The organism is Paraburkholderia dinghuensis (assembly GCF_003837865.1).
Lineage (GTDB): Bacteria > Pseudomonadota > Gammaproteobacteria > Burkholderiales > Burkholderiaceae > Paraburkholderia > Paraburkholderia dinghuensis.
The window spans coordinates 107723-130214 of the sequence record NZ_RQIS01000016.1 but is presented as its reverse complement, the minus strand read 5'-3'; the positions used below and the strand labels follow the sequence as shown (position 1 = coordinate 130214).

The 22492-nt window shown below is 64.4% G+C and carries 17 protein-coding genes; 12 read left to right on the top strand and 5 right to left on the bottom strand.

Annotated elements, in window-relative coordinates; genetic code table 11:
* Positions 1-163 precede the first annotated feature (163 nt).
* The 8 genes from bcaP to D1Y85_RS20690 all read left to right on the top strand — a co-directional run bounded on the left by bcaP (position 164) and on the right by D1Y85_RS20690 (position 9611).
* Positions 164-1576 (top strand): branched-chain amino acid transporter BcaP, encoded by a 1413-nt coding sequence (gene bcaP, locus D1Y85_RS20725; RefSeq protein WP_124152953.1) that lies wholly within the window; start codon positions 164-166, stop codon positions 1574-1576.
* Between the two features lie 482 nt (positions 1577-2058).
* The gene (locus tag D1Y85_RS20720) at positions 2059-2556 is read left to right on the top strand and encodes a (2Fe-2S)-binding protein (RefSeq protein WP_124152952.1); all 498 of its coding nucleotides are present in this window, start codon (positions 2059-2061) and stop codon (positions 2554-2556) included.
* Positions 2557-2569: 13 nt separating this feature from the next.
* Complete coding sequence (locus D1Y85_RS20715) at positions 2570-4957, top strand: xanthine dehydrogenase family protein molybdopterin-binding subunit (protein ID WP_124152951.1); 2388 nt, start codon at positions 2570-2572, stop codon at positions 4955-4957.
* A gap of 13 nt (positions 4958-4970) precedes the next feature.
* Complete coding sequence (locus tag D1Y85_RS20710) at positions 4971-5768, top strand: FAD binding domain-containing protein (RefSeq protein ID WP_124152950.1); 798 nt, start codon at positions 4971-4973, stop codon at positions 5766-5768.
* A 94-nt stretch (positions 5769-5862) separates the two neighbouring features.
* The gene (locus D1Y85_RS20705) at positions 5863-6750 is read left to right on the top strand and encodes an AAA family ATPase (protein ID WP_124152949.1); all 888 of its coding nucleotides are present in this window, start codon (positions 5863-5865) and stop codon (positions 6748-6750) included.
* 4 nt (positions 6751-6754) lie between these two features.
* Entirely contained in the window at positions 6755-8041 is a 1287-nt protein-coding gene (locus D1Y85_RS20700) for a vWA domain-containing protein (protein WP_124152948.1), read from the top strand.
* Entirely contained in the window at positions 8032-8616 is a 585-nt protein-coding gene (locus D1Y85_RS20695; protein WP_124152947.1) for an SRPBCC family protein, read from the top strand. The genes D1Y85_RS20700 and D1Y85_RS20695 overlap by 10 nt, the downstream gene beginning before the upstream one ends.
* On the top strand, positions 8589-9611 hold the full coding sequence (locus D1Y85_RS20690; protein WP_124152946.1) for an XdhC family protein: 1023 nt from the start codon (positions 8589-8591) through the stop codon (positions 9609-9611). The genes D1Y85_RS20695 and D1Y85_RS20690 overlap by 28 nt, the downstream gene beginning before the upstream one ends.
* Positions 9612-9654: 43 nt before the next feature.
* Here D1Y85_RS20690 and D1Y85_RS20685 read toward each other — a convergent pair whose 3' ends face one another.
* The 4 genes from D1Y85_RS20685 to D1Y85_RS20670 all read right to left on the bottom strand — a co-directional run bounded on the left by D1Y85_RS20685 (position 9655) and on the right by D1Y85_RS20670 (position 13090).
* Positions 9655-9783 (bottom strand): MFS transporter small subunit, encoded by a 129-nt coding sequence (locus tag D1Y85_RS20685; protein ID WP_124152945.1) that lies wholly within the window; start codon positions 9781-9783, stop codon positions 9655-9657.
* 13 nt (positions 9784-9796) lie between these two features.
* Entirely contained in the window at positions 9797-11206 is a 1410-nt protein-coding gene (locus tag D1Y85_RS20680) for an L-lactate MFS transporter (protein ID WP_124152944.1), read from the bottom strand.
* Between the two features lie 424 nt (positions 11207-11630).
* Positions 11631-12659: a serine/threonine protein kinase gene (locus tag D1Y85_RS20675; RefSeq protein ID WP_124152943.1), complete on the bottom strand. Its 1029-nt coding sequence runs from the start codon at positions 12657-12659 to the stop codon at positions 11631-11633.
* A gap of 218 nt (positions 12660-12877) precedes the next feature.
* Complete coding sequence (locus tag D1Y85_RS20670) at positions 12878-13090, bottom strand: hypothetical protein (protein WP_124152942.1); 213 nt, start codon at positions 13088-13090, stop codon at positions 12878-12880.
* 562 nt (positions 13091-13652) lie between these two features.
* Here D1Y85_RS20670 and D1Y85_RS20665 point away from each other — a divergent pair.
* The 4 genes from D1Y85_RS20665 to fabF all read left to right on the top strand — a co-directional run bounded on the left by D1Y85_RS20665 (position 13653) and on the right by fabF (position 21276).
* Complete coding sequence (locus D1Y85_RS20665; RefSeq protein ID WP_124152941.1) at positions 13653-16835, top strand: efflux RND transporter permease subunit; 3183 nt, start codon at positions 13653-13655, stop codon at positions 16833-16835.
* Positions 16836-16868: 33 nt separating this feature from the next.
* A complete protein-coding gene (locus D1Y85_RS20660; protein WP_124152940.1) occupies positions 16869-18080 on the top strand; it encodes an efflux RND transporter periplasmic adaptor subunit in 1212 nt (403 codons plus the stop codon).
* A complete protein-coding gene (locus D1Y85_RS20655) occupies positions 18077-19576 on the top strand; it encodes an efflux transporter outer membrane subunit (RefSeq protein ID WP_425466959.1) in 1500 nt (499 codons plus the stop codon). Before D1Y85_RS20660 ends, D1Y85_RS20655 begins: the two co-directional genes overlap by 4 nt.
* Positions 19577-20034: 458 nt before the next feature.
* Positions 20035-21276, top strand: a complete 1242-nt coding sequence (fabF, locus tag D1Y85_RS20650; protein WP_124152939.1) for a beta-ketoacyl-ACP synthase II — start codon at positions 20035-20037, stop codon at positions 21274-21276.
* Between the two features lie 48 nt (positions 21277-21324).
* Here the strand turns inward: fabF and D1Y85_RS20645 are convergent, their stop codons facing one another.
* Positions 21325-22056, bottom strand: a complete 732-nt coding sequence (locus D1Y85_RS20645) for a helix-turn-helix transcriptional regulator (RefSeq protein ID WP_124152938.1) — start codon at positions 22054-22056, stop codon at positions 21325-21327.
* Positions 22057-22492: the final 436 nt, after the last annotated feature.

The window sequence follows — 22492 nt, the reverse complement described above, 5'->3', positions numbered from 1 at the left end:
CCACGCCCGCTTGGGACATAATCGTCAGTGACTGACCGCGCTTCCCGCCGGAACGCGCGCAACTGGCTGAAGGTATTCATACAAATTCCCGGTTTTTCCCGATTTTCGGCACGCGGCCCGAATCGACACCGATTGCCCGCGCAAACCTGGAGTACCCCGCCAAATGTCCCTCTTTCGTAAGAAGAACGTCGAGCACATGCTACGGGCGAGCGCCGAGGGCACCGGCCTCAAGAAAGCACTTGGCGCGGTGGACCTCATGTTCCTCGGCATCGGCGCCATCATCGGCACCGGCATTTTCGTCCTCGCCGGCACCGGCGCCGTGCAGGCCGGCCCCGCGCTGACGATCGCGTTCCTCGTCGCCGCCGTGGCCTGCGGTTTCGCCGCGCTAGCCTATGCCGAATTCGCGTCGACGATTCCCGTCGCGGGCTCTATCTACACGTACTCCTACGCGACACTCGGCGAACTGGCCGCGTGGATCATCGGCTGGGACCTGATGCTCGAATACGGGCTCGCCACCTCGGCGGTGTCGGTCGGCTGGTCGGGTTACCTGCAGTCGCTGCTCCGGGGTTTCGGGATCAGCCTGCCCACCTTGCTCAGCGCCGCGCCTGGCGCGTTGCCCGGCGCCCACACGCTGTTCAACCTGCCGGCCTTCCTCGTGATGATGGCGATCACCACGTTGCTGTCCATCGGCGTGCGCGAATCCACCCGCATCAACAACATCATGGTCGCCATCAAGGTGACGGTCGTGCTGCTCGTGATCGTGGTCGGCGTGTTCCACGTCAAGCCCGACAACTGGCATCCGTTCATGCCCAACGGATGGCGCGGCGTCTTCGGCGCGGCCGCCGTGATGTTCTTCGCATTCATCGGCTTCGATTCGGTCTCGTCCGCCGCCGAGGAAGTGAGGGATCCGAAGCGCGACCTGCCTATCGGCATCATCGCGTCGCTCGGCGTGTGCACGGTGCTCTACGTCGCCGTCGCGGCCGTGGTCACCGGCATCGTGCCGTCCCCGCAGTTCGCCCACGTCGCAAACCCGGTCTCGTTCGCGCTCCAGGAGGCCGGCGAAAGCTGGGTGGCGGGCCTCATCGACCTCGGCGCCGTGCTCGGCATGCTGACCGTGATCCTCGTGATGAGCTACGGCCAGACCCGCATCATCTACGCGATGTCGCGCGACGGCCTCTTGCCCACCCCGCTATCGCACATCCATCCGCGCTTCGCGACACCGTTCCTCACCACCTGGCTCGTCGGCATCTTCTTCGGCCTGATCGGCGCGCTCGTGCCGCTCGACGTGCTCGCCGAACTCATCAACATCGGCACGCTCGCGGCGTTCTCGATGGTGTCGATCGCCGTGCTCATCTTGCGCAAAACGCACCCGGACCTGCCGCGCGCATTCCGCTGTCCCGGCGTACCGGTCGTGCCGATCCTCGCGGTCGCGTCGTGCCTCTTCCTGATGGTGAACCTGCAGCAGATCACGTGGATCGCGTTCATCATCTGGGTCGGACTCGGCATCGTCATTTATTTCGTCTACTCGCGGCATCACTCGCGCCTCGCGCACGCGCCACACGATCACCACGGATAAGGCGCCGCCATCGCACGCGCGAGAGAAGCGGCATGGCCCGGCACCGTGCCGCAACGCAGCGTAAAGACGTCCCGTCCCACCAGTTGGGATGGGACGTTTTTCATCCGGCCCCACCGTAAAACCCCGCGCAGCGCTGAACGGCGATTTGTGCTTTACTGTGCCCAGCATTACCCCCTGGCATCACTGAAGAGCAAAGCACCAGCCGGACCCTCCGCCCCCACTCCATCCGGGCCGCCAGCCTCACGCGGCGGCCAGGCGCGCAGCACGCGCCACGGACGGCGGAACAGCAGACGGCAACTCGGGGCAAAGATGGTGAATGCGGGCCCAGGCAGGTCTCAATTCCATAACTTGGTACGGGACCAGAGTCAGGCGTGTCGAGTGCAGTCGACGTGTCGACACATCAGCTCGGTCCGGCGCCCTTGCGGGCGTGGGACGGGATCAGGCGCGAAAGCGCCCGGCCCCGTCGACACAGGAGACATTCAATGGCCATCAGTATCCGCCTCACGGTCAACGGCGAACCCGTGACCGCCGACGTCGAGCCACACACGCTTCTGGTTCAGTTCCTCCGCGAGCAACTCCGCCTCACCGGTACCCACGTTGGGTGCGATACCGCACAATGCGGCGCCTGTACCGTCCATCTCAACGGCCGCGCGATCAAGTCGTGCAACCAGCTCGCCGTGCAGTGCGACGGCATGGATGTCACCACGATCGAAGGGCTGGCGAAGAACGGCGAATTGCATCCGATGCAGGCAGCGTTCCGCGAATGCCACGGCCTGCAGTGCGGCTTCTGCACACCCGGCATGGTGATGAGCGCGGCTGCGCTCGCCGCATCGAAGCCGGACCTCACCGAGGCCGAGGTGCGCGCGAACCTCGAAGGCAACCTGTGCCGCTGCACCGGTTATCACAACATCGTGAAGGCCGTGCTTGCGGGCGCCGAGGGCATGCGCGCCGGCACGACTGCCGCCACGGCGGCGGTCTGACGAGGAGGCCACCATGAACGCACCCGAACCGAACCGCATGATCGGCGCGCCGGTGAAGCGCAAGGAAGACTATCGCTTCCTGACCGGCGCCGGCCAGTACACCGACGATGTCGTCCTCCCCGCGCAGACATATGCCGTGTTCGTGCGCTCGCCGCACGCGCACGCGCGCATCAAGCGCATCGACACGACCGCCGCGAAAGCCTCGCCCGGCGTTGTCGCCGTCTTCACGGGCGCCGACATCGCCGCCGAAAAGGTCGGCGGCCTGCCGTGCGGATGGCTGATCCACAGCATCGACGGAACGCCGATGCACGAACCGGCGCACCCGGTTATCGCGCACGAAACGGCGCAGCACGTCGGCGACCAGGTGGCGCTCGTGATCGCCGAATCGCTAAAGCAGGCAAAGGACGCCGCCGAACGGGTCGAAGTCGATTACGAGGAACTGCCCGCTATCGCCGACACGGCGCACGCCGCCGACGCAGGCCAGCCGCTCGTGCATGACGGTGTGCCCAACAACACCTGCTTCACGTGGGGCCACGGCGACAAGGCCGCGACCGACGCCGCGTTCGCCCAGGCCGCGCACGTCACGACGCTCGATATCGTGAACAACCGGCTCGTGCCGAACGCGATCGAGCCGCGCGCCGTGAACGCGAGCTACTCGCAGCACGACGACAGCTACACGGTCTACGTCTCGAACCAGAACCCGCACGTCGAACGCCTGCTGATGGCCGCGTTCGTGCTCGGGCTGCCCGAGACGAAACTGCGCATCGTCGCGCCGGACGTGGGCGGCGGCTTCGGCTCGAAGATTTACCTGTACGCGGAAGACGTGGCGCTCACGTGGGCTTCGAAGAAGATCCGCCGCCCGGTGAAGTGGACGGCCGAGCGCAGCGAGTCGTTCGTCTCCGACGCCCACGGCCGCGACCACGTCACGAAAGCCGAACTCGCGATGGACAAGGACGGCCAGTTCCTCGCGATGCGCGTGCACACGATTGCGAATGTGGGCGCGTATCTGTCGACGTTCGCCTCCTGCGTGCCGACGATCCTCTACGCGACGCTGCTCGCGGGCCAGTACACGACGCCCGCGATCTACGCCGAGGTGAAAGCCGTGTTCACGAACACGGTGCCCGTCGATGCGTATCGCGGCGCGGGCCGCCCCGAGGCGACCTACGTGGTCGAGCGCCTCGTGGAAACCGCGGCACGCGAGATGAACATCGACCCCGCCGAGATTCGCCGCCGCAACTTCATCCGGTCGTTCCCGTACGCGACGCCCGTGGGCCTCACCTACGACACCGGCGACTACGAAGCGTGTCTATCCCGCGCGCTCGAACTCGCCGATGTGAAGGGCTTCGCCGCACGCCGCGACGCCTCGAAGGCGCAAGGCTTGCTGCGCGGTCTCGGTCACTCGTGCTACATCGAAGCATGCGGCCTCGCGCCGTCGAACATCGCGGGCGCGCTCGGCGCGCGTGCGGGGCTCTTCGAAGCGGGCGAGGTTCGCGTGAACCCGACGGGTTCCGTCACCGTGTTCACGGGCTCGCATAGCCACGGCCAAGGTCACGAAACGACCTTTGCGCAAGTGGTCTCCGACCGCCTCGGCGTGCCGATCGAGCAGATCGAGATCGTGCACGGCGACACCGGCCGCATTCCATTCGGCATGGGCACCTACGGCTCGCGCTCGATCGCGGTGGGCGGCTCGGCGATCATGAAGGCGCTCGACAAGATCGAAGCGAAGGCGAAAAAGATTGCGGCACACATGCTCGAAGCGTCCGTTGAGGACATCGAGTTCGCGAACGGCGTTTTCCGCGTCGCGGGAACGGACCGCACCAAAGCCTTCGCCGAAATCGCGCTCGCGGCCTACGTGCCGCACAACTATCCGCTCGAAACGCTCGAACCGGGCCTCGATGAAAGCGCGTTCTACGATCCGACCAACTTCACCTATCCATCGGGCGCGTACCTCTGCGAGGTGGAGGTCGATCCCGAAACCGGCGTGACGCGCATCGAGCGCTTCACCGCCGTGGACGACTTCGGCAACATCATCAATCCGATGATCGTCGAAGGCCAGGTGCATGGCGGGATCGGCCAGGGCATTGGCCAGGCGATGCTGGAGCGTTGTGTCTACGACACCGAAAGCGGCCAGTTGCTCTCCGGCTCGTACATGGACTACGCGATGCCGCGCGCCTCCGACGTGCCGAGCTACACCGTCGAAACCGCGAAGGGCACGCCGTGCACGCACAATCCGCTCGGCGTGAAGGGCTGCGGCGAGGCAGGCGCGATCGGCTCGCCACCCGCGGTCATCAACGCGATTCTGGACGCGCTTGCGCCCCTCGGCGTGAAGGACCTGCAGATGCCGGCCACACCGCATCGCGTATGGTCCGCCATCCAGCAAGCGCAGTCTTCACAACCTTAAGCGGAGGCGCACCATGTACTCATTCGATTACCAGCGCGCCACCGATGCACAAGGCGCCGTGAAAACGCTCGCAAGCGACGCGGACGCGAAGTACCTCGGAGGCGGCCAGAGCCTGCTCGCAGCGATGAAGCTGCGGCTCGCACAGCCGTCGACGCTCGTGGACGTCACCCGCATTCCCGGCCTCAAGGCGATCGAGGCGGACGGCAAGGTGGTGAAAGTGGGCGCCGCCGTGTGCCATACGGATGTGGCCGAGGGCACGCTGATCCGCAACGGGTTACCCGCGCTCGCGGACCTCGCCGCGCACATCGGCGACCGCCAGGTGCGTGCGCTCGGGACGCTGGGCGGCTCGCTCGCGAACAACGACCCGGCCGCCGACTATCCCGCCGCCGCGCTCGCGTTGAACGCGACGATCGTCACCGACCGGCGACGCATCGCCGCCGATGCGTTCTTCGTCGGCATGTACGAGACCGCCCTGGCACCCGACGAACTGATCGTGTCCGTCGAGTTCCCGGTGCCCGAGTGCGCCGCGTACGAGAAGTTCAGGAACCCGGCTTCGCAATTCGCGCTGACCGGCGTGTTCGTCGCGAAGTTCGCCGATGGCGTGCGTGTGGCGGTGACGGGCGCGGCGCCATCGGTGTTTCGCGCGACGCCGCTGGAGCAGGCGCTCACGGCCAGCTTCACGCCCGCCGCCGCGCGCGCGGTGACGATCGCCGACGACGACCTCAATACCGACCTGCACGCCAGCGCCGCATACCGCGCGCACCTGATTCCGGTGCTCGCGGCGCGTGCGGTGACGAGGGCACTCGGCTAGGTCCGCGACGAAGCGGTCGCTCGCGCATCGGCGCAACCGGTGCGCGAGTGACCGCGTATTTGCGTTTTCGAGTTTTCGCGTTTTCAGGCACGCCATGCAACCGGCCTCGATCGACGACACCCTCGCGCAACTTCAATCGCGCGGCTATTTCGCAAGCCGCGAACTCGCGACCGCGCTCTTTCTCGCGCTGCGCATGCAGCGGCCGCTCTTTCTCGAAGGCGAGCCGGGCGTCGGCAAGACCGAGCTAGCGAAAGCCGCCGCCGCGCTGCTCGGCACGACGCTTCTGCGGCTGCAATGCTACGAAGGGCTCGACACGGCGAGCGCGCTCTACGAGTGGGACTATCCGCGCCAGATCATGGCGCTGCGGCTTGCCGAGGCGGCGCACGAAAAGCCGCGCAACGACACGCTCTATCGAGACGAATTCCTGCTCAAGCGGCCATTGCTGCAGGCGCTGCAACCCGATCCGCAGAACCCGGCCGCACGCCGCGTGCTGCTGATCGACGAAATCGATCGCGCCGACGAGCCATTCGAAGCCTTCCTGCTCGAGCTTCTTTCGGATTTCCAGGTATCGATTCCCGAGTACGGCACAGTGCGCGCGGACGTTCCGCCGCTCGTCGTCATCACCTCGAACCGCACGCGCGAAGTCCACGACGCGCTCAAGCGCCGCTGCATCTATCAATGGCTCGACTACCCCGAGCGCGAACGCGAACTCGCGATCGTGGCGGCGCGCGCGCCGGAAACGTCGGCGCAATTGCAGCGTCGCGCGGTGGACTTCGTGCACAAGCTTCGCACGATGGATCTCTTCAAGGCGCCCGGTATCGCCGAAACGATCGACTGGTGCCGTGCGCTGGCCGCGCTTTCGGTGACGGAACTCGATCCGCAGTCGGTGCAGGACACGCTCGGCGTGCTGCTCAAGTATCAGGACGACCTCGCGCAACTCGACGCGCAGCGTATCGCCGAAACGCTCGCGGTCGCGGAGTGAACCGATGGATTCCGCGCCACCGTTCGCAACCGACGCCGCTGAACGCAACGAACGCGACGACGCACCGGCCATATTCGCCCGCAACGTCGTGCATTTCGTGCGCGTATTGCGCCACGCGGGTCTGCCGATGTCGTCCGCGCAGGCCGTCGACGCGATCGACGCGCTTTGTCTCATCGATCTCACACGCCGCGACGATGTTCGCGCGGCACTCGCGGCGCTCTTCACGTCGGCGGCCGACGAACGTGACCTCTTTTACGCCGCGTTCGATCTCTTCTGGCGCGACCCCGACTGGGAAGGCAAGCTGCGCGCGTTGCTCCTGCCCAAGGTGCAAGGCGGCGTGCCGCCGCCGCGCCGCAACAACCGTCTCGCCGATGCCCTCGCCGCGCGAGCGCCCGCGCAGCACGGCGCGCACAAGCCCGAATCCCGGCGGCAGGACGAATACGAACTGCGCGCGCACGCGACGTTCAGCGCAGAAGAGCGCCTGCGTCACCGGGACTTCGACACGCTCACCGCCGACGAATGGCGCACGCTGCGCCACCTGATCCGCGCGCGCCGCCTCCCGCTCGCGACCGAGCGCACGCGCCGCCTCAAAGCCGCGTCGCACGGCACGCATGCCGATCTGCGCGCCAGTGCGCGCCACGCGGTGCGCGCGGGCGGCGACTGGACGGTGTGGAAATATCGCGCACCGGTCGAACGCAAGCCGCCCGTCGTGCTGCTGCTCGACATCTCCGGATCGATGAGCAGCTATTCGCGCGCAGTGCTCTACTACTGCCACGCACTGCTGCATTCGCGCGAGCGCCTGCAACTCTTCCTCTTCGGCACGCGCCTCACGCCGGCGACGCGCGCACTGCGCGAACGCGACCCCGACATCGCACTCGCGCAACTCTGTGCGCAGGTCGCGGACTGGTCGGGCGGCACGCGCATCGGCGCCACGCTCGGCGAATTCAACCGCCGCTGGGCGCGCCGCATGCTCAGTGGTCGTGCAACCGTGCTGATCGTCACCGATGGACTCGATCACGAAGCCACCGAAACGCTCGCCGCCGAAATGGCGCGCCTCCATCGCTTCGCGCATCGCGTGGTGTGGCTCAATCCGCTGCTGCGCTACAGCGGCTTCACGCCGAAGGCACGCGGCGTGCAAGCGATGCTGCCGCATGTGGATGCCCACTATCCGGTCCACGATCTGGAAAGTCTTGAAGCATTCGGGCGCAGCCTGAGCGTGGCGCCACTGGCACCGCACTCACGCAGCGTGCCACTGCGGGCGTCACAACAAGGGGGGAAAAGATGGAGCTGACCGAAAGCCACTCGCTGCCGGTACCGCAGCAGCGGGCGTGGGAGGCGCTCAACGACACGGCCATCCTGAAGGCCTGCATTCCCGGCTGCGAAAGCATCGAGGCCGACGGCGAGAACGCCTGGTCCGTTGCGCTGATGGCGGCGGTCGGTCCGGTGAAGGCGCGCTTCAAGGGCCGCCTGGCGCTGACCGACGTCGAGGCGCCCAACCGCTACACGATCCACTTCGAAGGCCAGGGCGGCGCGGCGGGTTTCGGCAAGGGCAGTGCGCAGGTTCTGCTCCAGAGCGCAGGCGACGATGCGACCACGCTAAGTTACACAGCGACTGCACAGGTGGGCGGCAAGCTCGCGCAGATCGGCTCGCGGCTCGTCGACGGTGCGGCGCAAAAGATCGCGGCGCATTTCTTCAAACGCTTCGGCGAGCAACTGGGCGATAGCACAAGCGTGATCGCAGAGGCGGAACAAACGGAAGAAGCTGAAGCGCCGCAAACCGAAGGGGACGATGCCGCCGAAGCACCATCCGGCGACGAACCGAACAAAAGGAGACGCTCATGGACAGCGTGGATCTCGAAGTCCTGAAATCCAGCGTGCGCTGGCTCGACGAAGGTCATCGCGCGCTCCTCGTGACGGTGGTGAAGACGTGGGGCTCGTCGCCGCGTCCTGAAGGCGCGATGCTCGTCGTGCGCGAGGATGGGCTTGTGGTGGGTTCGGTGTCGGGCGGCTGCATCGAGGACGATCTGATCGACCGCGTGCGCCGCGAAGGCATCCACATCGAAAAGCCCGAGACCGTGAAGTACGGCATCACGGCTGAAGAGGCGCATCGCTTCGGGCTGCCGTGCGGCGGCACGATCCAGCTCGTGCTGGAGCCGCTCGCTGAAGCGGGCGGCATCCGCGCGCTGCTCGACGCCGTGGAGCGCGGCGAACTCGTCGCGCGCACGCTCGACATGGCGAGCGGCCAGGCCTCGCTCGGCCCCGCCAGCGCCACCGATGGCGTCATTTTCGACGGCAATCGTCTCACTACGATCCACGGGCCGCGCTACCGCATGCTCGTGATCGGTGCGGGTCAGCTTTCGCGCTATCTCTGCCAGATCGCCGTGGGGCTCGATTACCAGGTGACGGTGTGCGATCCGCGCGAAGAATACACGGACACATGGGACGTGCCGGGCACGACGCTCGTGCGCACCATGCCGGACGATACCGTGCTCGACATGAAGCTCGACGAACGTTGCGCGGTGATCGCGCTCACGCACGATCCGAAACTCGACGATCTCGCGCTAATGGAAGCGCTCAAGACGCACGCGTTCTATGTGGGCGCGCTCGGCTCGCGGCGTAACAACGCGGCGCGGCGTGAACGGCTCAAGGAGTTCGATCTGGATGACGCCCAACTCGTGCGGATGCATGGCCCCGTGGGCATCTACATCGGCAGCCGCACGCCGCCTGAAATCGCGGTGTCGATCCTCGCGGAGGTCACCGCGGCGAAGAACGGCGTCTCACTGCCCACCATTCTCCAGGTCGAAGGCGCCAAAGCGGCGCGCGAAATCTCGGCGGGCGCATCCTCGGATTGTCATGTTTGACGGGCGCGCCGCCCACGCGGCGCGCCCCGGGCTGAAGCGCCGCTTACCCGAACAGCTTCATCGCCTGGATCAGCGTGTTGGTCACGCCCCAGGCGAGCGGCACGAGCACGTACAGCCAGAAAACCGCCATCAACAGCTTGTTCGACGACTTCGTATCGGCCATCGTATTCATCGTTCAATTCTCCTTATTTGCCGACGGCGAGTTGCGCTTCGCCCGATTCGCTCATGTGATGCTTCTCGTGGACGCGCTTGATGAGCAGGTTGCAGAAGAAGCCGACCACGAGCAGCACCGCCATGATGTGGACGGTCATCGTATAGGCATCGGCCTTCGCGACGCCATTCGCCACCTGGTACGCGCGCAGGTAATTCACGAGCACCGGGCCCGCGACGCCTGCAGCCGCCCACGCGGTCAACAGACGCCCGTGAATGCCGCCGACGAACGCCGTGCCGAACATGTCGGCAAGATAGGCCGGCACGGTGGAGAAGCCGCCGCCGTACATCGAGAGAATCAGGCAGTACGCGAGCACGAAGAGCACGATGTTGCCGCTCTGCGCGAACTGCGGCACGGCATAGTAAAGCGCCGCGCCCAGCGCAAAGAAGATGAAGTACGTGTTCTTGCGGCCCACCCAGTCAGACGCCGACGCCCACACGAACCGCCCGCCCATGTTGAAGAGCGAGAGCAGGCCGACGAAGCCCGCCGCGGCACCTGCGGTCACGGTGTCCTTGAAGCTCTCCTGGATCATCACCGAAGCCTGGCCGAGGATACCGATACCGGCCGTCACGTTGAGGAACAGCACGAGCCAGATCAGGTAGAACTGCGGCGTCTTGAGGGCTTGATCGATGTGCACGTCCGCGCGCGACACGAGCTTGGCCGTGGTCGCGGGCGGCGTCCAGCCGGCCGGCTTCCAGCCCGGCGCGGGCACGCGGATGGCGAGCGCACCGATCGTCATCGAGATGAAGTACGCCACGCCGAGCACGACGAAAGTCTGCGCAACGCCCACGCTCGTATCGCTGGCGAAATGCTTCATCAGCAATACGGACAAAGGCGCGGCAATCATCGCGCCGCCGCCGAAGCCCATGATGGCCATGCCCGTCGCCATGCCGCGACGGTCGGGGAACCAGCGAATCAGCGTCGAGACCGGCGAGACGTAACCGAGCCCGAGCCCGACGCCGCCAATCACGCCATAGCCGAGATACAGCAGCCAGATTTCGTGAAGCCACACACCGAGCGCCGACACGAGAAAGCCGCCGCCGAAGCAGCAAGCCGCCGTGAACATCGTGCGCCGCGGGCCGACACGTTCGAGCCATTTTCCGCCGAACGCTGCCGACAGGCCGAGGAAAACGATCGCGAGCGAGAAAATCCAGCCGAGCGACGTGAGCGCCCAGTCGTCGGGCGCAGATTTAGTTATGCCGATGACTTTCGTGAGCGGCGCGTTGAACACCGAGAAGGCGTAGGCCTGACCGATACAAAGATGAACGGCAAGCGCCGCGGGCGGCACCATCCACCGGGAAAACCCGGGGGGCGCGATGGTCGCCTCCTTCGAAAAGAAGGGCGCGGCTGGGGCGCCGGGCTTCGAATCGGCAAAGCTGCTCATTTGTGTCTCCTTATTGGGGCGTGGGTACGCCGGTTGCGCACTTTGTCTGGCTGTCTGTCTGAAACGGCCGTGCGCTTTTAATGTCGCAACCATAGAACCCAAGCCGGGCCTTGGCAATATGAGACCGCGCAACATATAAGCGCGGTCGGTTGCGAGTGCGAGTGCGTTGCGCTGCCGTCCCTCAAATACGAACTCGGTGTCTCCGCCGCATCACGCCGGGGGCGCAGTCGTCGTTTTACTTCGTTGTACATGCTTGATCCCGGCAACCGGGCTACACGTCCCCCGCGCGAGATGCACGCATATCGCGAGCGTTGCTTTCACTGCAAACGATTGCGCGCAAATTCGAGCCCGCGATGGATGGTCAACCCGTTGACGAACGTCACCGAAGCGCACCGCCGAAAGCGCGGCACAGCGTAAGTGCGACTCAAACAGGCCAAAGCGGCCCTTCCTGCATCGCGCCGATCTGCTCGCGCAACTCGAGAATGCGATCTTCCCAGTAGCGCTGCGTGTTGAACCACGGAAACGCAGCCGGAAACGCGGGATCGTGCCAACGCCGCGCGAGCCACGCGCAATAGTGGATGAGCCGCAGCGTGCGCAGCGCTTCGATCAGATGCAGCTCACGCGGTTCGAATTCGCAGAAGTCCTCATAGCCCGCCAGTAGATCGGTGAGCGCGCGCGACGCGCCCGCGCGATCGCCCGGCAGCAGCAGCCACAGATCCTGGATTGCGGGACCCATGCGGCTGTCGTCGAAGTCGACGAAATGCGGACCCGCGTCCGTCCACAGCAGGTTGCTCGGGTGACAGTCGCCGTGCAAACGCAGCGTGCGCACGTCGCCTGCGCGTTCAAACGCGGCTTCGACGCCCTCAAGCGCCAGATTCACCGCCGTTTCCCACGCGGTGCGCACGTCGGCGGGCACGAAACCGTGCTCCAGCAGCCAGGCGCGCGGTTCGTAACCAAACGTCTGGATATCGAGTGCAGGACGCGCGCGATAGGGCTCCATCGCGCCCACCGCGTGAATGCGGCCAATGAAGCGGCCAATCCATTCGAGCGTGTCGTTGCGGTCGAGGTCCGGCGCGCGGCCGCCGCGCCGCTCGAATACGGCGAAGCGGAAACCGTCGAAAGTGTGCAGCGTGCGACGTTCGAAAGCGAGCGCCGGCACGGCGGGAATCTCGCGCGCGGCTAGCTCTTCGACGAAAGCGTGTTCTTCGAGGATCGCCTCGTCGGACCAGCGGGCGGGACGGTAAAACTTCGCGACGAGCGGCGAGCCGTCTTCGACACCCACCTGGTAGACGCGGTTTTCGTAGCTGTTGAGCGCAAGCATGCGGCCGTCGGTGCGACGGCCGGTGGGGATCAGCACGCTGTCGATCGCGTCGAGCACGCACTCGGGCGTGAGGCGCGCGTAGGGCGCCTCGGACGAGGTGTCGTCCGGGGTAGAGGAGAGATCGTGATTCATAGCCGCAATTGTGCCTCTTGCGGGCCGGCACTGCGAGCGATGCGCCGCGGCGTTCGTGCGCCGCGTGCGCAGGGTGGTCTCCTCGCGCTTGCCATGCTGATCTCGCGCGCGTCGATGTGCACGTCGATGTGCGCATCGTTCTGTTTAATGCGCGCGGTGCCTCGCGTTCTCGAGCCAGGCGGCGTTCACGCGTCTTTCGCGCGCCGCCGCGAGGCGTTTCAGTGAATCATCGATCCGGCCGGCAGGACGTGCTCGCCCGTGTCGATCAGGTCTTCCAGAAAAAAGGGCTCGGTGTTGAGCTGCTTCGACGTGCCAGGCTCGCCGTCATACCACGTCACCATGGCCATGTCGCCGAGAATGCGCATTACGATGCCGCGCGCGCCTTGTGGCACGGCCATATGCAAGGTACGTACGATAGAACCGATTTGCATGATGTTTCCCCGTTCTCAACGCCGGCTTCCATGTCTGAAGCGCCGGTCAATGTGGTAACCAAAGCCTGCGCGCACCAACGGTTGTACACGCATCCATCTCGTCTCGCCCGCGGCCCGCTGCTTTCACGTGCTGCTTTCACGTGCTGCTTTCACGTGCTGCTTTCACGTGCTGCTTTCACGTGCTGTTTCGCGCTGTTTCATATTGCGCAGCAGCATCAGACCGGTTCAGGCATTGTTGCCTGTTTGGGCCTGTACGCAAAGCAGAAAATTAGGGGGGTGAATCAACCGCCCAACGAAGCGGCGCGCCGTCAACCCATCCAATGACCGCTCAAGCTTGCTAAAAACCAACTGTAACAGATGGTAAACCCGGTCCGGCCCGCACTTGCTTATGCGCTCACAGAAAAAGTACGCTGATGTCAGGCAACTGGCGCTATAGTCCTGTCGCATTCGTGTGCGCGGGCCGGCGGCCCTGCACAAAAACCAACACCGAAAACGCTCGCCGCCTGCGGCCGGACCAGCCGGGAACGCGACACACATCACCAGCGAAGGAACACACCCTTCCATGTGGATCGTCCGACTGGCGCTCAGGCGTCCGTACACGTTCATTGTCCTCGCCTTGCTGCTCCTGATCGTCGGACCGCTGACGATCCTGCGCACGCCCACGGACATCTTCCCGAACATCGACATCCCGGTGCTCTCGGTCATCTGGACATACCAGGGCCTGCCCGCCGACGAGATGGAAAAGCGCATCGTGCTCAACTATGAGCGCGGGCTTTCGGTGGCCGTGAACGACATCGAGCACACGGAATCCACCTCGCTCAACGGCATCGCGGTCGTGAAGATCTTTTTCCAGCCGCATGCCAATATCCAGGAAGCACTCGCGGAAGTGACGGCGCTCTCGCAGGCGCAATTGCGCTCGCTGCCGCCGGGCATCAATCCGCCGTTCATCCTGCGATACAACGCCTCGACGGTGCCGATCCTGCGCCTGTCGCTCTCGTCGATGCAGCTCACCGAACAGGAGCTGTTCGACTACGGCAACAACTTTCTGAAGACCCAGCTCGCGACGGTCCCCGGCGCCTCCGCGCCGCTGCCCTACGGCGGCAAGCAGCGGCAGATCATGGTCGACATCGACCAGCGCGCGCTGCAGCAGCACAACCTTTCGCCGATGGACGTCGTCAACGCCATCAGCGTGCAAAATCTGATCCTGCCCTCCGGCACGGCGAAAATCGGCTCGACCGAATACTCGGTGCTGATGAACGCCAGTCCCAATACATTAGCGGGTCTAAACGACATTCCGGTGAAAACCACCGCGAACGGCACGATCTATATCCGCGACGTCGCACACGTGCGCGACGGCTTCCAGCCGCAGACCAATATCGTGCGCGTAGACGGCCAGCGCGCATCGCTGCTAACGATCAACAAGAGCGGCAACACCTCGACGCTCGAAATCGTCGACCGCATCAAGGAGATGATGCCGGCGCTGCGCAACCTCGTGCCGTCGTCGCTCGACATCGATCCCGTCGCCGACCAGTCGCTGTTCGTGCGCGCATCGGTCGAGGGCGTGCTGCGCGAAGCGCTGATCGCAGCCGCGCTCACCGCGCTCATGATCCTGCTCTTTCTCGGCAACTGGCGCGCGACGCTCATCATCGCCGTGTCGATTCCGCTTTCGATGCTCACGTCGATCATCGCGCTCTCGGCGCTCGGCGAAACCATCAACATCATGACGCTCGGCGGGCTCGCGCTCGCGGTGGGCATTCTCGTCGACGATGCGACCGTCGCCATCGAAAACATCAGCCAGCAGCTTGAACAGGGCAAAACACTCGAACAGGCCATCCTCGACGGCGCACAACAGATCGCGATCCCGACGCTCGTCTCCACACTCGCGATCTGCATCGTGTTCGTGCCGATGTTCCTGTTGTCGGGCGTCGCGCATTACCTGTTCATTCCGCTCGCCGAAGCCGTGGTGTTCGCGATGCTCGCGTCGTACTTCTTTTCGCGGACGCTCGTGCCGACGCTCGCGAAGTACCTGATGCGCCACCATCACAAGCCCGCGGATCTGCACCACATTCGCGCGACAACGCGCAATCCGTTCATGCGCGTGCATCTCGCGTTCGAGCGCGGATTCGAGCAACTGCGCGTGCGCTACCGCGACTTTCTCGCGGCGCGCGTCAAGCATCCTGTTGTGTTCGTCATTGCGTTTCTCGCGTGCTGCGGCGCTTCGTTGCTGCTGATGCCGTTCCTCGGCCGCGACTTCTTTCCGCAAGTCGACACGGGCACCATCGCCCTGCATGTGCGTGCGAAGACCGGCATGCGCGTCGAGGAAACCGCGGTCATCGTCGACCGCATCGACAAACGCATCCGAACGCTGATTCCCACGCGCGAACTGCATTCGGTCATCGACAACATCGGCCTGCCGATTTCCGGCATCAATCTCTCGTACAGCAACACGGGCACGATCGGCACATCGGACGCCGACGTGCTGATCTCGCTGAATGCCGACCATCGTCCGACCGCCGATTACGTGCGCCTGTTGCGCGGCACGCTCAACGATGAATTTCCCGGCGTGCAGTTTTCGTTCCTCCCCGCGGACATCGTGAGCCAGACGCTGAACTTCGGCATGCCGTCGCCGATCGACATCCAGATCGTCGGCCGCGACGTGGCGGGCAATCGCGAGTTCGCCGCGACGTTGCTGGCGCGGCTGCGCGGCGTGCCCGGTTTCGCCGACGCGCGCATCCAGCAGCCCGCCGACTTGCCGCGCATCTTCATCGACGTCGACCGCACACGCGCGCAGCAAGCGGGCTTCTCGCAGCGGGACGTGGCGAGCAATCTGCTCATCACGCTATCGGGCAGCCAGCAGACCACGCCGACGTTCTGGCTCAATCCGATGAACGGCGTGAGCTACAACGTCATCACCGAAGCACCGCAATACACGGTCGATTCGCTGCAATCGCTCGCGAACATCCCGCTCACGGCAAACGGACGCAGCAACATTCTCGGCTCGCTCGCGAGCATGCAGCGCGTGTCCGCCAACGCCGTCACAACGCACTACAACGCGCAGACCACGATCGACATCTACGGCACAGCCGATGGCCGCGACCTCGGCGCAATCTCCGACGACATCAACAGGATCATCCGCGACGCAACGGCCGAATTGCCGAAAACCTCCACCATCCTCGTGCGCGGCCAGGTGCAGACCATGAACCAGTCGTTCTCGGGATTGCTCGGCGGGCTCGTGTTCGCGATCGTGCTCGTGTATCTGCTGATCGTTGTGAACTTCCAGTCGTGGCTCGATCCGTTCATCATCATCACGGCACTGCCTGGTGCGCTCGCGGGTATCGTCTGGATGCTGTTCCTCACGCACACCACGGTTTCCATTCCCGCGCTGACCGGCGCGATCATGTGTATCGGCATCGCGACGGCGAACTCCATCCTCGTCGTCAGCTTCGCACGCGAGCAGTTGAACGAGCACGGCGACGCCGCACGCGCCGCCATCGAAGCGGGCTACACGCGCTTTCGCCCGGTGTTGATGACCGCGCTCGCGATGGTGATCGGTATGGTGCCGATGGCGATCGGTCTCGGCGAAGGCGGCGAGCAGAATGCGCCGCTCGGGCGCGCGGTGATCGGCGGGCTCGCCGTGGGCACGCTCGCGACACTGATCTTTGTGCCTGTGGTGTTCTCGCTCGTGTACCGCAAGCTCGGCGAGCGCCGCCAGCGTGCTATCGAAAACGTAATGCCTAAATCATGACGAATTTCTCCACGTTCCCCACGCGGAGGCGCAATGCAGCCGCACGTTGACGCCCCGCCGCCTCGCAAGGCTCGCCGCTGGCCCATCGCGCTCGCCGCACTCGTGGTGATCGCGCTCGCCGCGCAAGGTATCTGGTCGCGCCACAACGCGCAGGCTGCGCTCGAACGCGACGCAAAACAGGCGAGCACGCTATCCGTGCAGGTGGTCACGCCGCAGCGCTCGACGCGTGCGCTCGATCTCGTGTTGCCCGGCAACGTGCAGGCGTTTCTCGACACGCCGATCTATGCGCGCACGAACGGCTATCTGCGCAAGTGGTACGCGGATCTCGGCGCGCATGTGAAGGCGGGGCAGTTGCTCGCCGAGATCGACGCACCCGAAGTCGACGACCAGTTACGCGCCGCACGTGCCGATCTCGTGAACGCCCAGGCGAACTACGAACTCGCGAAAACCACGGCCGCGCGCTGGACGGAGATGCTGCAGAGCCGCTCAGTGTCGAAGCAGGACACCGACGAAAAAGTCGCCGACATGCTCGCGAAACAAGGCACGCTCGATGCGGCACGCTACAACGTTTCGCGGCTCTCACAATTGCAGTCGTTCGAGAAGGTGACCGCACCGTTCGACGGCATCGTGACCGCGCGTAACGTCGATGTCGGCGCGCTGATCGATGCGGGCAGTTCGGGTGGGGCGCAAAGAGAGCTGTTCCATCTCCAGCAGGCTGACCGTCTGCGCGTCTACGCGTACGTACCGCAAGCCTACGCGCAACAGATCCGCGTGAGCGAAAGCGCCTACCTCACACTCGACGAAACGCAGGGCAAGCACTACCCCGGCGTGGTCGCGCGCACGGCAGGCGCCGTCGATCCGCAGCAGCGCACGATGCTCGTCGAAGTGGATGTCGAAAACCGCAGCGGGGAGTTGCTGCCCGGCGCATACGCGCAGGTGCACTTCGCGCTTGGCACCAACGCGGCGCCGCTCACGCTGCCCGGCAATGCGTTCCTGTTCCGCGCGAACGGCGTGAAGGTGGCAACCGTCGACGAGAACAACCGCGTGAAACTCGTGAACGTGACGCTCGGCACTGATTTCGGCACGCGCGTCGCAGTTGCATCGGGACTTGACGGCCACGAGCGTGTCATCGTCAACCCGCAGGATTCGATCGTCGATGGGACGCCGGTACGTATCGTCACGCCGTCCGCCCAGCCGCAAGGCGGCGCACCATCGGCGAAGAGTCACACCGACGCGGACTCATGATGCGCGCACGCTTCCCTTATCTGTTGGCCTCAGCAGTTGCCCTCGCAGGCTGCACAGTCGGCCCCGACTACGTACGACCGACGATTCCCGTTTCCGCAAATTATAAGGATATCGAAGTAACAGGCTGGCAAGAAGCCAGGCCCTCCGACACCGCGCTGCGCGGCGCATGGTGGGAAATCTACGGCGACGAGCAACTCAACGCGCTCGAAGCGCAGGTCGCAAGTGCAAACCAGAACGTAGCGGCCGCGCAGGCGCGCTTTCGTGCGGCGCGCGCGAACGTCGCACAACAGCGTTCGAGTTTCTTCCCGCTCGTGACGGCGAACGCCGCGTACAACCGCACGCGCACGTCGGAGAACGTCATGTTCAAGTCGACGGCGGGACGCACGATCAACGACTACATCGTCGGCGTGGATGCCTCCTGGGAACCCGACGTGTGGGGGCGTGTGGCGCGCACGGTTGAAAACGCGAAGGCGAACGCACAGGCAAGCGCCGCCGACGCCCAGTCGATTCTGCTGTCGATGCAGGCCGAACTCGCAACCGACTACTTCGAGCTGCGCGGCATCGATCGCGAGCGCCAGTTGCTCGACGACACGATCAAGGCCTACGAGGAATCGCTCGACCTGACGCAACACCGCTACGCAGGCGGTATCGCGACCGATGCCGACGTCGGTCAGGCGCAGACGCAGCTTGAAACCACGCGGGCGCAAGCCATCGATCTCGGCGTGGACCGTGCGCAGTTCGAGCACGCCATCGCGATCCTTATTGGGCAGTCGCCTTCCACGTTCGCGCTGCCCGTGCTTCGAGGCGCCCCTCTCACGACGCAGCCCGTGGTCACGCCGCCGGGTGTGCCGTCGACGCTGCTCGAACGCCGCCCCGATATCGCCGCAGCAGAGCGACTCGTCGCAGCCGCGAACGCACAGGTGGGTGTCGCAACGGCGGCATTTTTCCCCAGCTTGATTCTCGCCGTGACGGGCGGGCTCGAAGCGACCAACTACAGCCAGTGGCTCGTCGCGCCGGCGCGGTTCTGGTCGCTCGGGCCGCAACTCGCGGGCACGCTGCTCGACTTTGGCGGCCGCGCGGCGGTACGCGACGAAGCGCGCGCGCAGTACGACGAAAGCGTCGCGCAGTACCGGCAGACGGTACTCGACGCGTTCGGCCAGGTCGAAGACAACCTCGCGACGCTGCGTGTACTGGAAGAGGAGGCCTACGCGCAAGATCGCGCGGTGGCGGCGGCGGGGCGCACGCTCGCGATCGTCGAGAACCGTTACCGCAGCGGCGCCATCACGTACCTCGACGTCGTGGTCGCGCAGACGACCACGCTCACCAATGAACGCCAGGCTGTAACGATCGCGCGTCGTCGCATGGCGGCCAGCGTCGCGCTGGTGAAGGCGCTGGGCGGCGGATGGAGCACAGCGGCGCTGCCCAACGATGATCAGCTCGTGCATCCGGAGCGGTCCGCCGTATCCGCTTTGCAGCCGTACAAGCACAGAGAATAGGCGCCGCTAGTGTTTGTGTGGACGCCTTCCGGATCGACGTAAGTCCTCAAGGTTTCGCATCAAGTAGCGCCAGGCGGATAACGCCAACGATAGGCCGCAGCGGCCCGATGCCTCCTAAGTCATAAATCTCCGTTTGTGTATCAGACAATTCCGATTCTTGTTTAGCCAAGGCCGCATTCGACCTATAAAAACTAATAGTTCAAGTCGCCAGAAAATTCGCCCATCCTAACGGGTTACGAACCGCAATTCGATTCAAGCGTCGCGTAAGTTGCACACACTGTGAGTCGCAGTCTCGCGCTGCCACCCACATCGGCGATCGGGGGATCTCTCCTGCGCAATGTGGACCGACGATTGTCAGTCCCAGGCCACGGAACCATGCCGAATGTTCACCTTGCTGCTCGAATGCAGCAGGCGTTGCCCGTGCGGCACGCTTCGACGCAAACAAGGAATAACAAATCGTGACCAAAAGAAGGGTAGTCGTCACCGGCCTCGGCGCGGTTTCGCCTGTGGGCGTTGGCGTCGAGGAAAACTGGACCAATATCGTAGCCGGACGAAGCGGAATCAGCCGCGTCAGCTTATTCGATGCAAGCGCGTTTCCGTCGCAAATCGCTGGCGAAGTCCGGACGTTCGACGCCAGCGGCGCTATTCCAGTAAAAGAATTGCGGCACATGGACCGCTTCATCCAGTTGGGGATCGTGGCGGGCATCGAAGCTTTTCGTGACGCCGGCCTCGAAGTGACGGATTCGAACGCCCACCGCATCGGCGTACACGCGGGCTCGGGAATCGGCGGCATCTCAACAATCGTCGAATCGGGCATCATGCTCCGGGAACAGGGGCTTCGGCGCGTGTCGCCGTTCTACATCCCTTCGTTAATCATCAACATGATCTCCGGTAATCTGTCGATCATGTTCGGACTCAAGGGACCGAGTCTCGCGCTGGCCACCGCCTGTTCGACATCGACGCACTCGATCGGCGACGCGAGTCGCCTCATCGAATACGGCGACGCTGACGTGATGCTCGCGGGCGGCGCCGAGGCTGCGGTCATGGCGAGCAGTTTCGCGGGGTTCGGGCGCGCGAGAGCACTGTCCACGCGCAACGATAGCCCCGAGACAGCGAGCCGCCCCTGGGACGCCGGGCGCGACGGTTTCGTGCTCGGCGAAGGCGCAGGCATCGTCGTGCTGGAGGAACTCGAACATGCGCGCCGACGCGGGGCGCGCATTTACGCCGAACTCGCAGGCTTCGGTATGAGCACGGACGCTTACCACATCACCAGCCCGTCGGAAGATGGAGACGGCGCCATCCGCTGCATGCGCAATGCGCTGCATAACGCGGGTGTCGATCCGCTGAGCGTGCAGTACGCCAATGCGCACGGCACATCGACGCCGCTCGGTGACCGCGTGGAAACGACTGCGTTCAAGGCGGTGTTTGGCGACCACGCGAGAAAGCTCGCGATCAGTTCGACGAAGTCGATGACGGGCCACCTGCTCGGCGCGGCGGGCGGCGTCGAAGCCGTGTACACCGTGCTCTCGCTCTATCACCAGATTGCCCCGCCGACTGCGAACCTCACAACGCCCGACCCTGCGTGCGACCTCGACTACGTGCCGAACGTCGCACGCGACATGAACATCGATGTGGCGATTTCGAATTCGTTCGCGTTCGGAGGGACGAACGGCACGCTGGTATTTCGTCGATATAGCTGATGCGATGTTCAAAACGCCGGGCGTTCGATCAGAGGTGCATGCCCTCGATCAACCCGGCGCGACAAGCCCCTCGGAAATCGCGCGAATCGCGGCCTGTCGGCGCGTCTGCACGCCGAACTTGCGCGTGACGTTGGAAATATGAAAATTGATCGTCGCCTCGGAGCAGGAAAGGATGCGCGACATTTCCCACGATGTTTTGCCGGCTGCGACCCATCGCAGACACTCGAGTTCGCGCGGCGTCAGTGATGCGGTCCCGGATGTCGCTCGCTTCGCGCGTGCGATCTTGCGATGCGATTCACAAACATAATCGCGCACGAGCGCCAGCGACGCACACGCGTTCGCGCTTGCCGGTGCGGTTGCGTGAGTGCCATCGGGGGACGCAAAACATAGAATGCCCGCCGCGCCAAGCGGACCATGGACCGGATAGGCAATCCCCGAGGCCAAACCATGTTGTCGCCCGCATTCGTAAAACGCGCGCTCGCGTTCGGTCACGAAAGTCTGCGCATTCCAGATCAGCGGATGCATGTGTCGGCGACAGTGTGCCAGTACGGGGTCGATTTTGGAAAAACGCTCCGCCTCGTAAGCTTGCCACCAATCTGGCGCAAAATTCGTCTCGACAAAGGCTGCGCGGTACGTTGCGGCCAACGACTCCGTCATCGCGAAAAAGACGGAAGGAAAGCCATAACGCTCAGCAAGCTCAAATAGCAGCGACGACCACTCGCTTCGGTCCTGACACTCAATCAGTGCGCGAGCTGCATCGGCGTTCTCAATCGCGTTCATGATGCTCGTCTTGCAGGGTGGTTCCCCGCTGCAAGGATTCAGTTGATTCGCGTCATCCTACATTCGGCATCTGGAGAAATTCAAGCCGATGCGTTGCCGTTTGTTCGACAGCATCATGGATGTTATGCATTTCAAATTAATTGACATTTCGACCGGGATTTTCTTAAAAACCCGCGCTCAGTAATGTGGACTCGATAAATGGTGATGTACGAATTCGACCACGAAGCACCTTCGCGTTCAGTCAACCGTTTCCGTCAATATCAACTCGGGTCCGGAAAGGCCGTCGACGGCATATCAATTTGCACATTGCCCTGACGCGTAGCCCGACATGTCAAAATTAATTGGACCCCGCAGACACCTACATCAGCGACGCGAGGACTGACGCTCACTCAGCTTTCTCCTGCATGAGAAGCGCCAACCGCTGCAACCTCGCCAA